14 protein-coding genes are annotated in these 12,842 nt (G+C 73.1%); 12 read left to right on the top strand and 2 right to left on the bottom strand.

From position 1 onward, the window contains the following. The first annotated feature begins 87 nt into the window (after positions 1-87). Both ACIO1C_RS26410 and ACIO1C_RS26405 read left to right on the top strand, forming a co-directional pair. Positions 88-1,287 (top strand): sensor histidine kinase, encoded by a 1,200-nt coding sequence (locus tag ACIO1C_RS26410; protein ID WP_401867602.1) that lies wholly within the window; start codon positions 88-90, stop codon positions 1,285-1,287. Positions 1,288-1,407: 120 nt separating this feature from the next. Next, positions 1,408-2,079, top strand: coding sequence for a response regulator (locus tag ACIO1C_RS26405; protein WP_401867600.1), 672 nt, complete (start codon positions 1,408-1,410; stop codon positions 2,077-2,079). A 40-nt stretch (positions 2,080-2,119) separates the two neighbouring features. Here ACIO1C_RS26405 and ACIO1C_RS26400 read toward each other — a convergent pair whose 3' ends face one another. Beyond that, complete coding sequence (locus ACIO1C_RS26400; RefSeq protein WP_401867597.1) at positions 2,120-3,343, bottom strand: threonine aldolase family protein; 1,224 nt, start codon at positions 3,341-3,343, stop codon at positions 2,120-2,122. Positions 3,344-3,446: 103 nt separating this feature from the next. On the opposite strand from ACIO1C_RS26400, the gene ACIO1C_RS26395 reads away from it, so the two are divergent. The 10 genes from ACIO1C_RS26395 to ACIO1C_RS26350 all read left to right on the top strand — a co-directional run bounded on the left by ACIO1C_RS26395 (position 3,447) and on the right by ACIO1C_RS26350 (position 12,029). Beyond that, positions 3,447-4,454, top strand: coding sequence for a Rossmann-like and DUF2520 domain-containing protein (locus ACIO1C_RS26395; protein ID WP_401867594.1), 1,008 nt, complete (start codon positions 3,447-3,449; stop codon positions 4,452-4,454). After that, entirely contained in the window at positions 4,451-5,482 is a 1,032-nt protein-coding gene (panC, locus tag ACIO1C_RS26390) for a pantoate--beta-alanine ligase (RefSeq protein ID WP_401867592.1), read from the top strand. The genes ACIO1C_RS26395 and panC overlap by 4 nt, the downstream gene beginning before the upstream one ends. A gap of 59 nt (positions 5,483-5,541) precedes the next feature. Beyond that, positions 5,542-7,347 carry an L-aspartate oxidase gene (locus ACIO1C_RS26385; protein ID WP_401868110.1) on the top strand — a complete coding sequence of 602 codons (1,806 nt, stop codon included), beginning with the start codon at positions 5,542-5,544 and terminating at the stop codon, positions 7,345-7,347. 2 nt (positions 7,348-7,349) lie between these two features. Beyond that, positions 7,350-8,465, top strand: a complete 1,116-nt coding sequence (gene nadC, locus ACIO1C_RS26380; protein ID WP_401867590.1) for a carboxylating nicotinate-nucleotide diphosphorylase — start codon at positions 7,350-7,352, stop codon at positions 8,463-8,465. Further along, positions 8,465-9,262, top strand: a complete 798-nt coding sequence (locus ACIO1C_RS26375) for a type III pantothenate kinase (RefSeq protein WP_161308517.1) — start codon at positions 8,465-8,467, stop codon at positions 9,260-9,262. Before nadC ends, ACIO1C_RS26375 begins: the two co-directional genes overlap by 1 nt. Before the next feature lie 153 nt (positions 9,263-9,415). Then, a complete protein-coding gene (locus ACIO1C_RS26370; protein ID WP_401868108.1) occupies positions 9,416-9,979 on the top strand; it encodes a hypothetical protein in 564 nt (187 codons plus the stop codon). A 178-nt stretch (positions 9,980-10,157) separates the two neighbouring features. Further along, on the top strand, positions 10,158-10,343 hold the full coding sequence (locus tag ACIO1C_RS26365; RefSeq protein WP_401867588.1) for a hypothetical protein: 186 nt from the start codon (positions 10,158-10,160) through the stop codon (positions 10,341-10,343). Positions 10,344-10,517: 174 nt separating this feature from the next. Further along, entirely contained in the window at positions 10,518-11,000 is a 483-nt protein-coding gene (locus ACIO1C_RS26360; protein ID WP_401867586.1) for a BlaI/MecI/CopY family transcriptional regulator, read from the top strand. A gap of 9 nt (positions 11,001-11,009) precedes the next feature. Next, positions 11,010-11,549: an amino-acid N-acetyltransferase gene (locus ACIO1C_RS26355; protein WP_401867584.1), complete on the top strand. Its 540-nt coding sequence runs from the start codon at positions 11,010-11,012 to the stop codon at positions 11,547-11,549. A 144-nt stretch (positions 11,550-11,693) separates the two neighbouring features. Next, positions 11,694-12,029, top strand: a complete 336-nt coding sequence (locus ACIO1C_RS26350; protein WP_161308513.1) for an Lsr2 family protein — start codon at positions 11,694-11,696, stop codon at positions 12,027-12,029. Here ACIO1C_RS26350 and ACIO1C_RS26345 read toward each other — a convergent pair. After that, the gene (locus tag ACIO1C_RS26345; RefSeq protein WP_401867581.1) at positions 12,008-12,640 is read right to left on the bottom strand and encodes an SCO3374 family protein; all 633 of its coding nucleotides are present in this window, start codon (positions 12,638-12,640) and stop codon (positions 12,008-12,010) included. The two genes, ACIO1C_RS26350 and ACIO1C_RS26345, sit on opposite strands and share 22 nt — an antisense overlap. Between the last annotated feature and the right edge of the window lie 202 nt (positions 12,641-12,842).

Raw genomic sequence — 12,842 nt, 5'->3', positions numbered from 1 at the left:
TCTCCACCTTGGGGAGTACGCTTCCGCCGACCGGATCGACCCTCCGGTTGACCCCTCCGCCTTCTCCGCCTCCCTACGCTGGATAACGTGCAGCGCTTCTACGACTTCCTCCGCAGACACCCCACGGGCGTCGACACCTTCCTGGCTGTCATGCTCCTCGGGGTGTCTTTGCTGTGGGCGGTCACCGCGGTGGACGGGGTCGGGCCGCGGCTGCGGGCCATCGGCGTGGTCGTGCTGCTCAGCATCGTGGTCGCGCTGCGCCGCCGGGCCCCGGCCAGGATGCTGCTGCTCGTCGTCGCGCTGGGCGTGGTCCAGCTCGCGCTGGACGTCCCGGTCAATCCCGGCGACTTCGCCATGCTGGTCATCATCTACACCGTGGCAGCCGAGGGCGGCCCGCGCTGGGCCTCCCGGCTCGCCCTGGTCGGCGGGCTGTTCGCGGCACCGCTTTCGCAGCTGCGCTGGCCCGTGGACGAGGCGAGTACCTTCGGCCGGGTCTTCGCGGGTGTGGTGCTGACCGTGCCGTTCGTCCTCGCCTGGGTGCTCGGCGACTCCCTCCGTACCCGCCGCGCCTACTTCGACCAGCTGGAGGAGCGCGCCACCCGGCTGGAGAAGGAGCGCGAGGCGCAGGCCAAGGTGGCGGTCGCCGCCGAGCGGGCCAGGATCGCCCGGGAGCTGCACGACGTCGTGGCGCACAACGTGTCCGTGATGGTCGTCCAGGCCGACGGCGCCGCGTACGTCCTGGACGCCGCCCCCGACCAGGCCAAGCAGGCCCTGGAGACCATTTCGAGCACCGGCCGCCAGGCCCTCGCCGAGATGCGCAGGCTGCTCGGTGTCCTGCGGACCGGGGACACGCGGGAGGGCGGGGAGTACGTGCCCCAGCCCGACGTCGACCAGATCGAGGACCTGGTCGAGCAGGTGCGCAGGGCCGGCCTCACCGTGGACTTCAAGATCGAGGGCACCGCGCGTCCGCTGCCCAGCGGGGTCGAGCTGACCGCGTACCGGATCGTGCAGGAAGCCCTCACCAACAGCCGCAAGCACGGCGGACCCGACGTGGGCGCGAGCGTGCGGCTGGTCTACTTCGACGACGGTCTGGGCCTGCTCGTCGAGGACGACGGCCGGGGCGCCGCCCACGAGCTGTACGTGGACGGCGGCGCGGACGGCCACGGCCACGGCCTCATCGGGATGCGGGAGCGGGTCGGGATGGTCGGCGGCACGCTGGACGCCGGGCCCCGCCCCGGCGGCGGCTTCCGGATCAGCGCGCTGCTCCCGCTGAAACCGGCACACTGACGTGCCCGGCCGCTCCTCCGCACCGTCGCGACCCCCGCGCACGAGCGCGCCCCCGGGCACGAGGCCCGGCGCATGAGCCCCGCACGCATGAGCCCCCACCCCACGGAGAAGGAACCCCCGATGTCGATCCGCGTCATGCTCGTCGACGACCAGATGCTCCTGCGTACCGGTTTCCGTATGGTGCTGGCCGCGCAGCCCGACATGGAGGTCGTCGCGGAAGCGGGGGACGGCGCCGAGGCGATCGAGAACCTCCGCGCCACCGCCGTGGACGTCGTGCTGATGGACGTCCGCATGCCCCGGCTCGACGGGGTGGAGGCGACGCGCCGGATCTGCGCGGAGCCCAACCCGCCGAAGGTGCTCATCCTGACCACCTTCGACCTGGACGAGTACGCGTTCTCCGGGCTCAAGGCCGGGGCCAGCGGCTTCATGCTCAAGGACGTGCCGCCCAGCGAACTGCTGAGCGCGATCCGCTCGGTGCACAGCGGCGACGCCGTGGTCGCGCCCTCCACGACACGGCGGCTGCTCGACCGGTTCGCCCCGCTGCTGCCCAGCGCCGACAAGCCGCGGAACAAGCAGATGGAACGGCTGACCGAGCGGGAGCGCGAGGTGATGCTCCTGGTCGCGCAGGGCCTGTCGAACGGTGAGATCGCCGGGCGGCTGGTGCTGTCGGAGGCGACCGTGAAGACCCACGTCGGCCGCATCCTCACCAAGCTCGGTCTGCGCGACCGGGTGCAGGTGGTCGTGCTCGCGTACGAGTCGGGGCTGGTACGGGCGGGCGGCGGCGGAGCCTGATCCCCGCCGCGCCTCCTGGCGGACCACCCCGCTCACCCGCTCACCCGGTCACTCGCCGTACGAAGTCCCCCACCGCCGCCTTCACGTCCTCCGCGCTCCACTCCAGGCCCGCCTCCGCCACCGTGACCTCCGTGACCGAGACCCCGGGCGGCCCCGCCCCCGCCTCGCGCCACAGGCGGAACAGCGTCACCTTCGTCTCCTCCGCCTGCCGCACCCCGGCGTCGTTCAGCACCTCCCGGTCGTACGGCAGCCACACCTGGAACTGGTGGGTGTGCGGCGGCTCCGGATGGACGCGGAACCACGGCACCGCCGACTCCGCGAGACCCTCGGCGAGCGCCGCCGCGACCACGCGCGCGTGCGCCACGTACGACGGCAGGCGCGGCAGCTCACGCTCCAGGCCGAGCAGCGCCGACAGGGCCGCCGGGTACTGCTGGAACAGCTGGCCCCCGTAGCGGTGGCGCCACACGCGCGCCTCCTCCACGAGCGTCTCAGGACCCACGAGCACGGCGCCCGACAGGGCGTCGAGGGACTTGTAGAAGGACAGGTACACGCTGTCCGCGAGCCCCGCGATCTCCGCCAGCGGGCGGCCGAAGTGGGACGCGCACTCCCACAGGCGCGCGCCGTCGAAGTGCACCACCGCGTCCCGCGCGCGTGCCGCGTCCACCACCGCGACCAGCTCGTCCCACGTGGGCAGGACAAACCCGGCGTCCCGCAGCGGCAGCTCCAGCATCAGCGTGCCGAACGGCTCCGCCAGCTCCTGGATCTCCCCGGCCGTCGGGAGCCGGGGCTCGCCGGTCGCCCGGACCGTCCGCAGCCCGCTGACGACCGACAGGGCACCGCCCTCGTGGACCTCCGGATGCGCCAGCGGATGCAGCGCCACCACCGGGTTGCCCGTACGCCCCGCCCAGCAGCGCAGCGCCACCTGCTGGGCCATCGTGCCGGTCGGGAAGAAGACGGCGGCGGGGAACCCGAGCAGCGCGGCCACCCGGCGCTCCAGCTCGGCGACCACCCCGTCCCCGTACACGTCCGCCCAGCCGTCCATGTCGTACACGGACGCCGCGTCCGCCGCGAGCGCGGCCAGCCGCTCGCCCATCGGCTCGTTCACCGAGCCGCGCCACAGCGTCCGCCCGGAGGCGTGCCAGGCGGCCCGCCGACGGTCCCGCTCGTCGGCGGGGGAGCCGTCCCCGGCGCCGGCGAAGCCGTCCCCCGCCTTTCCGGGAGAGGTGTCCCGTACGTCCTCGGCCTGTTCGCTCGTGTCACCCATGCACCGATCATCGCCCAGCCGCCGTCCGGCGCGCACAGCCCTGTGGACAACTCGGTCCGGGGGCTGTGGACAACCGGGGAGGCGGGCCCGGCGCTGGCGTAGCATGGCCAGAAATCGTCCGGTACCCGCCGCGGACTGGAACGGAAGGCCCCGACGCGTGAATTCAGCAGCACAGGAACCTCTCGACCCGCGGGACCGCCCCGCCCGGCTCACGGTCGGCGTGGTCGGAGCCGGCCGGGTGGGCCCGGCCCTCGCCGCCGCCCTGCGCCTCGCGGGGCACCGCCCGGTCGCCGTCTCCGGCGTCTCGGACGCCTCCGTGCGGCGCGCCGCCACCCTGCTCCCCGACGTCCCCGTGGTCACCCCCGCCGAGGTCCTCGCGCGCGCCGAGCTGGTCCTCCTGACGGTCCCGGACGACGCGCTGCCCGCGCTGGTCCAGGGGCTCGCCGAGACCGGGGCCGTACGGCCGGGGCAGTTGCTCGTCCACACCTCGGGGCGGTACGGCACCAAGGTGCTCGACCCGGCCCTGCGCGCGGGCGCGCTGCCGCTGGCCCTGCACCCGGCCATGACGTTCACCGGCACCTCCGTGGACGTGCAGCGGCTGGCGGGCTGCTCGTTCGGCGTGACGGCGCCCGAGGAGCTGCGGCTGGCGGCGGAGGCGCTGGTCATCGAGATGGGCGGCGAGGCCGAGTGGATCGCGGAGGAATCCCGTCCGCTCTACCACGCGGCGCTGGCGCTGGGCGCGAACCACCTGGTCACGCTGGTCGCCCAATCGATGGAGCTGCTGCACAAGGCCGGGGTCGAGTCCCCGGACCGGATGCTGGGCCCGCTCCTCGGCGCGGCCCTCGACAACGCGCTGCGCTCCGGCGACGCGGCCCTGACCGGCCCTGTCGCGCGCGGGGACGCCGGCACGGTCGCCGCGCACGTGGAGGTGTTGCGCGAGCACGCGCCCGCCGCCGTCGCCGGCTACCTGGCGATGGCCCGGACGACCGCGGACCGCGCGCTCACCCACGGCATGCTCAAGCCCGAGCTGGCGGAAGACCTCTTGGACGTCCTCGCGGACGGCGACAGCCTCGGGGACACCCGCGGAGGCGCCGGCGGGGGCACCCGATGAGCCTCGCCCCCGTCCCCTCCCGCGCGGACCTGGACCGCCTGCTCGACGCGTGGCACGCCACCCACCCCGGCCGGCGGGACGCGGTCGCGGTCGTCATGACCATGGGCGCCCTCCACGAAGGGCACGCCACGCTCGTACGGGCGGCCCGCGCGCACGTCGGCCCCGCCGGGTTCGTCGTGGTCACCGTCTTCGTCAACCCGCTGCAATTCGGCGCCGGCGAGGATCTCGACCGCTACCCCCGCACCCTCGACGCCGACCTCAAGACCGCCGAGCACGCGGGCGCCGACGCCGTCTTCGCCCCGTCCGTGGACGAGGTGTACCCGGGCGGCGCGCCCCAGGTCAGGATCACGGCCGGCCCCATGGGCGAACTGCTCGAAGGCGCCTCGCGGCCCGGCCACTTCGACGGCATGCTCACCGTCGTCGCCAAGCTGCTCCACCTCACCCGCCCCGACGTCGCGTTCTTCGGCCAGAAGGACGCCCAGCAGCTCGCCCTGATCCGCCGCATGGCACGCGACCTGAACTTCCCCGTCGAGATCGTCGGCGTACCGACGGTCCGCGAGGACGACGGCCTGGCGCTGTCCAGCCGCAACCGCTTCCTGTCCGTGGCGGAACGCCGTACCGCCCTCGCGCTCTCCCGCGCCCTGTTCGCGGCCCGGGACCGCCTCGGCGCCCAGCACGCGCTGCGCGCCCGCGCGGAGTGGGCGCCCGCGCCGGACGCGCGTGCCGCCGGACTCTCCGCCCTCGGCGAGCCCCGGCTCGCGGCCGACGCGCACGCGGTGGCGCGCGGCGGGGCGCCGGCGCGCCCGTGCGGGGCGGACGCCGTACGGGCGGCGGCCCGCGCGGTCCTCATGCCCGCCGCCAGGGCCGTGCCGCCCCTGACGCTGGACTACCTCGCCCTGGTCGACCCCGCCGACTTCACGGAAGTCCCCGACGACCACACCGGCGAGGCGATCCTGGCCGTCGCGGCGCGGGTCGGCGGCACCCGGCTCATCGACAACATCCCCCTGACCTTCGGAGCTCCCCAGTGACCGCAGAGTCCTTCCGGGGGACGCTCCCCGGATCGTCAGGATCCGCGCCTTCCCAGGAGATACCCCCCGGAGCGCCGTACGCCGCCGCGACCGGGATACGGCTGGCCGCCCCCGCCCCCGGCTGGGCCTTGGACGCCGACGTCGTCGTGGTCGGCTCGGGCGTCGCCGGGCTCACCACGGCCCTGCGCTGCACCGCCGCCGGACTGCGTACGGTCGTCGTCACCAAGGCCCGCCTGGACGACGGCTCCACCCGCTGGGCCCAGGGCGGCGTGGCCGCGGCGCTCGGCGAGGGAGACACCCCCGAGCAGCACCTGGACGACACGCTGATCGCGGGCGCGGGCCTGTGCGACGAGGAGGCCGTCCGCACGCTCGTCACCGAGGGCCCGGACGCCGTACGCCGGCTGATCGGGACCGGCGCCCACTTCGACACCGGCGCGGGCGGTGAACTCCAGCTCACCCGCGAGGGCGGCCACCACCGGCGCCGTATCGTCCACGCGGGCGGCGACGCGACCGGTCTGGAGATCTCCCGGGCGCTCGTCGAGGCGGTCCGCGCCGCCGCGCTCACGACCGTCGAGAACGCGCTCGTCCTCGACCTGCTGACCGACGAGCACGGCCGTACGTCCGGGGTCACCCTCCATGTGATGGGCGAGGGCCAGCACGACGGCGTCGGCGCGGTCCACGCGCCCGCGGTCGTCCTCGCCACCGGCGGCATGGGCCAGGTCTTCGCGGCGACCACCAACCCCGCCGTCTCCACCGGCGACGGCGTGGCACTGGCGCTGCGGGCGGGCGCCGAGGTCTCGGACCTGGAGTTCGTGCAGTTCCACCCGACGGTGCTGTTCCTGGGCGCGGGCTCGGAGGGCCAGCAGCCGCTGGTGTCCGAGGCGGTACGGGGCGAGGGCGCCCACCTCGTGGACGCCGACGGGGTGCGCTTCATGCGCGACCAGCACGAACTGGCCGAGCTGGCGCCCCGCGACATCGTCGCCAAGGCGATCATGCGGCGCATGCTGGAGCAGGGCGCCGACCACATGTACCTGGACGCCAGGCACTTCGGCGCGGCGATGTGGGAGACCCGGTTCCCCACGATCCTGGCGGCCTGCCGCTCCCACGGCATCGACCCGGTGACGGAACCGATCCCGGTGGCCCCGGCGGCCCACCACGCCTCGGGCGGCGTCCGCACGGACCTGCGCGGGCGGACGACGGTCCCGGGGCTGTACGCGTGCGGTGAGGTGGCCTGCACGGGCGTCCACGGCGCGAACCGGCTGGCGTCGAACTCGCTCCTGGAGGGGCTGGTGTTCGCGGAGCGGATCGCGGCGGACGTGGCGGAACGCCGCTCTCCCGGGGCGAGTGCCGTCTCTTCCACTGAAGACGCCATCCCCGACGCCCCCCTCCGCCCCTCCGACCTCTCCCCGCCCGCCTCCCGCCAGCTCCCCCTCATCACCCCCGAGGCCCGCATCCGGATCCAGCGGATCATGTCCGAGGGCGCCGGAGTCCTCCGCTCGGCCCGCAGCCTCGGCACCGCCGCCCAGGCCCTCGAAGCCGTCCACCTGGACGCCCTGCGCGCCGACGAGCAGCCGGGGGAGGGCGAGGCCAAGGCCGCCGTCCCCGGTGTGGACTCCTGGGAGACGTCGAACCTCCTCTGTGTCGCCCGCGTCCTCGTCGCCGCCGCCCTGGAGCGCGAGGAGACCCGTGGCTGCCACTGGCGCGAGGACCGGCCCGAGCGCGACGACGCGCAGTGGCGCCGGCATCTGGTCGTCCGTTTGGCACCCGACCGTAGTTTGACGGTCCGGCGTACCGGAACGGCTGCGTTCCCGGCCGTCGACCCCGTATACGTACATGCAGAACCCGACGTCCCCAGGGAGCCGTAACCGTGAGCACGCCCGAAGACAGTCCGCGCCCCGAGCCCGTGGACGTACCCCTGATCCAGATCGGCGCCCCGGCCGCGGCGTCCGCCGGGGGTGGCTGCGGCGACGGCTGCGGCTGCTCCGGCGGCGCGGACGGCTTCGGCCCCGACGACCTGGAGTGCGGGCTCGATCCCGTGCTCGCCCAGCTGCTCGCCGAGTCCGGCCTCGACCCCGTCCAGGTCGAGGACATCGCGCACGTCGCCGTGGAGGAGGACCTCGACCACGGGGTGGACGTGACGACCGTCGCGACCGTCCCCGAGGACGCCGTCGCCACCGGTGACTTCACGGCCCGCGAGAGCGGCACGGTCGCCGGCGTGCACGTCGCCGAGGCCGTGCTGTCCGTCGTGGCCACCGACGAGTTCGCGGTGGAACGGCACGTCGCGGACGGCGACCGCGTGGAGGCCGGGCAGAAGCTGCTCAGCGTCACCGCCCGCACCCGCGACCTGCTCACCGCCGAGCGGAGCGCGCTCAACCTCCTGTGCCGGCTGTCCGGCATCGCGACGGCCACGCGCGAGTGGGCGGACGTCCTGGACGGGACGTCGGCGAAGGTCCGTGACACCCGCAAGACCACGCCGGGGCTGCGGGCCCTGGAGAAGTACGCGGTGCGGTGCGGCGGGGGCGTCAACCACCGGATGTCGCTGTCCGACGCGGCGCTCGTGAAGGACAACCACGTGGTCGCGGCGGGGGGTGTCGCGGAGGCCTTCAAGGCCGTACGGGACAGCTTCCCCGGCCTGGCCGTCGAGGTGGAGGTCGACACCCTCCACCAGGTCCGCGAGGTCCTGGACGCGGGCGCCGACCTGATCCTGCTGGACAACTTCACCCCGGCCGAGACGGCGGAGGCGGTGGGCATCGTCGCGGGACGCGCGATCCTGGAGTCCTCCGGGCGGCTCACGCTCGACACCGCGCGTGCGTACGCGGAGACGGGTGTCGACTTCCTCGCGGTGGGGGCGCTCACGCACTCCTCCCCGATCCTGGACATCGGCCTGGACCTGCGCGAGGCCGAGCCCTTCGACGCGGACGCCCTCGCCGATCTCGTGTCGGACGCGGAGCCGCACGACGGACCCGACGGGGCGGGCGCCTGATGCTGCTCACCATCGACGTAGGCAACACCCATACGGTTCTGGGCCTGTTCGACGGCGAGGACATCGTCGAGCACTGGCGTGTGTCCACGGACGCCCGCCGTACCGCCGACGAACTCGCCGTCCTGCTCCAGGGCTTGATGGGGATGCACCCGCTGCTCGGCGACGAACTGGGCGAGGGGGTCGAGGGGATCGCGATCTGTTCCACGGTCCCCTCCGTCCTGCACGAGCTGCGCGAGGTGACTCGCCGCTACTACGGAGACGTTCCCTCCGTCCTGGTCGAGCCGGGCATCAAGACGGGGGTGCCGATTCTCATGGACAACCCCAAGGAGGTCGGCGCGGACCGCATCATCAACGCGGTCGCCGCCGTCGATCTCTACGGCGGTCCGGCGATCGTGGTCGACTTCGGTACGGCGACGACGTTCGACGCCGTCAGCGCGCGCGGGGAGTACGCGGGCGGGGTGATCGCCCCCGGCATCGAGATCTCCGTCGAGGCGCTCGGGGTGAAGGGCGCGCAGCTCCGCAAGATCGAGCTGGCCCGCCCCCGGAGCGTGATCGGCAAGAACACGGTGGAGGCGATGCAGTCCGGCATCGTGTACGGCTTCGCGGGCCAGGTCGACGGGGTGGTGACCCGGATGAAGCGGGAGCTGGCCGACGACCCCGACGAGGTGACGGTGATCGCGACGGGCGGCCTGGCGCCGATGGTGCTGGGGGAGGCGTCGGTGATCGACGAGCACGAACCGTGGCTGACGCTGATCGGGCTGCGGCTGGTGTACGAACGCAACGTCTCGCGCATGTGACGCTGTCCGCCGTCCGCCGGCCCGCCACCAGGTGAGGCCGGGCGGCGCCGGGCGGGGCCGCCGGGCCGCGCCCGGGAAGGACCGTTAAGCGGATTTTGTCCCCCCAGCGCGTAGGGTCGCCGCATGCCCACGCCATACGGATCCCGTGGCGGCATGGCGTTCGGCGCTGACGAGCTGCGTGTGCTCCGACGCGCCCTCGCCGTCGCCCTTCGTCCCGCCCCGCTTCCCGACGAGGACGTCCGGGCCTGCCTGCGGCTCGCCGAGTCCGTGGACGAGGCGGAGGGGGAGGCCGACCGCATGCGGGCGTTCCTGCTCGCGGACCTCGCCCGGTACCGCGCCGCCCTGCCCGGCTCCGTCGGGGGCTACCTGGAGCTGCTCCAGGACGCCCTCGCCGGTGGCTACGTGCCCGGGCCCGACGACCTCGCCGCCCTGCGCGCCCTGCGCGGCAACACCCTCGCCGCCGCCCTGCTGGACCGCTGCCAGGACCTCCCCGCCCCCCGCACCCGGCTCTTCTCGCTCCCCGGCGGCCGCGCCGCCGACGAACCGAAGCAGCCCAGGCAGCCGCAGCCCGTCCAGCCGAACCAGCCGAAGCGGCCCCAGGACCCCCGCGAGCCGCGCAAGCCCGGCGAGCCCCCCCGCCCGATGCCCAAGCCGTCCGAGGTCTTCCCGCCGCGCCGCCGCCCGAAGCCCCCGCCAGAAGAACGGGCGGCAGGGTAAGGGCTGTCCCGTGATCCCCGGTGGATCAGCGCGCGGCGTCAGATGCGGTGCCTCGCAAGGCGGAGGAATGCCCGCATACTGGCCGTATGCGGGCATTCCGACAACGCCGCGAGGTGCCGTAGCTGGCGTCGCGCGCCCGCCGGGGATCGCGGGACAGCCCTTAGCTAGTCTGGTCGCCATGGACTACGTATCCGCGCTTGTGCCCCCTGTGGTGATGGCTGGTTTCTTCATCGCGCTGGTCCGGACGATCGTCAAGAGCCAGGGCGGTGCGAACAAGGCCAAGGAGGACGCGGCCGTGGACGCGGCGCTCGCCCGCGCGGAGGCCGCCCAGCAGGGCCGTACACCGGACACCCACGGCGTCTGAGGCGCCGGCGGGCGCCCGGCCGGCGCGCCGCCCCGACCCCGTCGCCCGTGACCTGGACGTACGACTGATTCCCAGTCGTACGTCCTTTTTGTTACGTCAATAACCGGCCATTCCGACATCTCCTACTATGGTGGCGCTGTGCCCCGCCAATTGGGAGACCTTGAGGACGCCGTCATGACACGCGTCTGGCAATGGAACCGCCCGGTCACCGTCCGGGAAGTGCTCGAAGACCTTCAGCAGGAACGGTCCATCGCCTACACCACCGTCATGACCGTAATGGACAATCTCCATCAGAAGGGCTGGGTACGGAGGGAAGTCGACGGCCGCGCCTATCGATATACGGCGGTCTCCACCCGCGCCGCCTACGCCGCCGCCTTGATGAACGAAGCATGGTCGAAGAGCGACAACCCGGCCGCCGCCCTTGTCGCGTTCTTCGGCATGATGTCGCCCGAGCAGCGCAGATCTCTCGAAGACGCCGTCCGTATGGCCCGCGCCGACCGCCCGGAAGGCGACGCCGCGGAAGACTCCCCGGGGGAAGGCGGTCCCGGGGAAGGGGAAGGGCAAGGGGAAGGTGCCCCGGCGGAAGGCCGTCGCGGGGAACGTCGCGGGGAACGCCCCGCCGAGGGCGCCGACGGGGCCGCGGAGGCGGGGCGATAGCGTCCGGGCATGTCCTCAGCCGTTCCGGTTCCCAATGCACCCGCAAATGCCCTCACGGTCCGGCGGGCCAGGACCGGGGATGTGCCGGCGGTCCGCCGACTCGTGGACCCTTACGTACGCCAAGGCATCCTCCTCGACAAAGCGCCGGTGACGCTTTACGAGGACATCCAGGAGTTCTGGGTCGCGGAACGCGACGAGGACGCGCGTGTCATCGGCTGCGGCGCCTTGCACGTGATGTGGGAAGACCTCGCCGAAGTGCGCACCCTGGCCGTGGATCCTGCGGTCAGAGGCCTGGGAGCGGGCCATCTGTTGCTGGACAAGCTGCTGGAGACCGCCCGCTGGCTCGGAGTGCGGCGCGTATTCTGCCTCACCTTCGAAGTCGAGTTCTTCGCGAAGCGCGGCTTCGTGGAGATCGGCGGGACACCGGTCGACCGAGATGTGTACAGGGAGCTGCTGCGTTCCTATGACGAGGGTGTTGCGGAGTTCCTCGGTCTCGAACGGGTGAAGCCGAACACCTTGGGCAACAGTCGGATGCTTCTGCACCTGTGACCGTCCGATGTGCCGGAACCCTATGTCCGAATCGCGCACGTTTCCCGTCTTCTCGCGCCACTGAACCTCTGCCGAGGGTTTGTGTTTTCCTGAGAAAAGCGGTTTCCTTTCCGCGTACTGCATTTTTCGATGAAAGGAAATCCGGTGGCACAGAAGGTTCAGGTCCTTCTTGTCGATGACCTCGACGGTGGCGAGGCAGACGAGACAGTGACGTTCGCTCTCGACGGCAAGACCTACGAGATCGACCTCACTACCGCCAATGCGGACAAGCTGCGGGGTCTCCTCGATCCGTACACCAAGGGCGGCCGGCGTACCGGCGGCCGTGCCGCGGGCAGCCGTGGCAAGGGCCGTGTCGCGGCCGGCGGTAACAAGGACACCGCGGAAATCCGCAAGTGGGCCAAGGAGAACGGCTACAGCGTCAACGATCGCGGCCGCGTTCCCGCCGAGATCCGCGAGGCTTACGAGAACGCCAACGGCTGAGCATTCGTACGGAGCGTAATTCTGTGCAGCAGCCGGGCCCGGTGGCACTCCGTCGCCGCCGCGTCCACGAGGCGTACGAGATCGGGGGCAACCCCACTGCCCCCGTTGCCCGTGACACGTCCGAACGGGACGAGCGCCGGCAGTGTCGCCTCCACCTCGCGCCCAGGCTCGGGGGGCCGCAGCCATACGGCGGCCCCCTGCGCGACGCCCTCCGCCGGCCACCATGGCGGTACGGGCGCCGGCGTCCGGTCTCCCGCGCCGAGCGCGGTCAGGCCCGGCGTCAGGGAGCCGGTCGCGCCCCATTCCAGCCAGTCGAGCAGCCCCGGCAGCTCCTCCGAGCTTCCCGCGGCCACCAGCAGCCGCATCCGCCCGTCGCCGAGCGCCACAGGACCGGTCGGGCCGATCCGCCGCAGCAGGGCCGCACCGGCGCCCGCGGGCAGCTCCAGCACGTCGAAGCGCACGCCCGTCAGCAGAGCGAGCGGGGATCCCCCGTCCGTGGGCCAGCCGAGTCCGCCGGGCCCGTCGCCGTACCACCGCGCCCACGCGGAAGCACGGGGGACGCGACCGCCCTGGAGCGGTGCGCGGCGGGGGAGTGGAACGGTGGCCGTCATGAACGGGGAACTCCCGGGGGCGACCCAGAGTTACGGAATGTGTGCGACAGGTCGCACAGAGTGTCCGACTTGCGGGCGTACGGGCGCATTGCGGAGCGCAAGGTTGTTCGCCCGTAGCGGAGGGAATCGGCGTGCGCCGCATGGACTGTCAGTCTTTGCGGGTAAGACATTCCTAGTGGGGAGGGGCGACACGCGGTTTCGG

Origin of the sequence: Streptomyces sp. NPDC087420, assembly GCF_044744165.1 — a bacterium.
In the GTDB taxonomy this organism is placed as follows: Bacteria; Actinomycetota; Actinomycetes; order Streptomycetales; family Streptomycetaceae; genus Streptomyces.
This window is presented reverse-complemented; position numbering and strand designations above follow the sequence as displayed.

What these genes read in the sequence shown, in the direction of transcription:
- ACIO1C_RS26405 (WP_401867600.1), top strand. Translation starts at nt 1,408, where the DNA reads ATGTCGATCCGCGTCATGCTCGTCGACGACCAGATGCTCCTGCGTACC.
- ACIO1C_RS26400 (WP_401867597.1), bottom strand. Translation starts at nt 3,343, where the DNA reads ATGGGTGACACGAGCGAACAGGCCGAGGACGTACGGGACACCTCTCCC.
- ACIO1C_RS26395 (WP_401867594.1), top strand. Translation starts at nt 3,447, where the DNA reads ATGGCCAGAAATCGTCCGGTACCCGCCGCGGACTGGAACGGAAGGCCC.
- panC (WP_401867592.1), top strand. Translation starts at nt 4,451, where the DNA reads ATGAGCCTCGCCCCCGTCCCCTCCCGCGCGGACCTGGACCGCCTGCTC.
- ACIO1C_RS26375 (WP_161308517.1), top strand. Translation starts at nt 8,465, where the DNA reads ATGCTGCTCACCATCGACGTAGGCAACACCCATACGGTTCTGGGCCTG.
- ACIO1C_RS26370 (WP_401868108.1), top strand. Translation starts at nt 9,416, where the DNA reads ATGGCGTTCGGCGCTGACGAGCTGCGTGTGCTCCGACGCGCCCTCGCC.
- ACIO1C_RS26365 (WP_401867588.1), top strand. Translation starts at nt 10,158, where the DNA reads ATGGACTACGTATCCGCGCTTGTGCCCCCTGTGGTGATGGCTGGTTTC.
- ACIO1C_RS26360 (WP_401867586.1), top strand. Translation starts at nt 10,518, where the DNA reads ATGACACGCGTCTGGCAATGGAACCGCCCGGTCACCGTCCGGGAAGTG.
- ACIO1C_RS26355 (WP_401867584.1), top strand. Translation starts at nt 11,010, where the DNA reads ATGTCCTCAGCCGTTCCGGTTCCCAATGCACCCGCAAATGCCCTCACG.
- ACIO1C_RS26345 (WP_401867581.1), bottom strand. Translation starts at nt 12,640, where the DNA reads ATGACGGCCACCGTTCCACTCCCCCGCCGCGCACCGCTCCAGGGCGGT.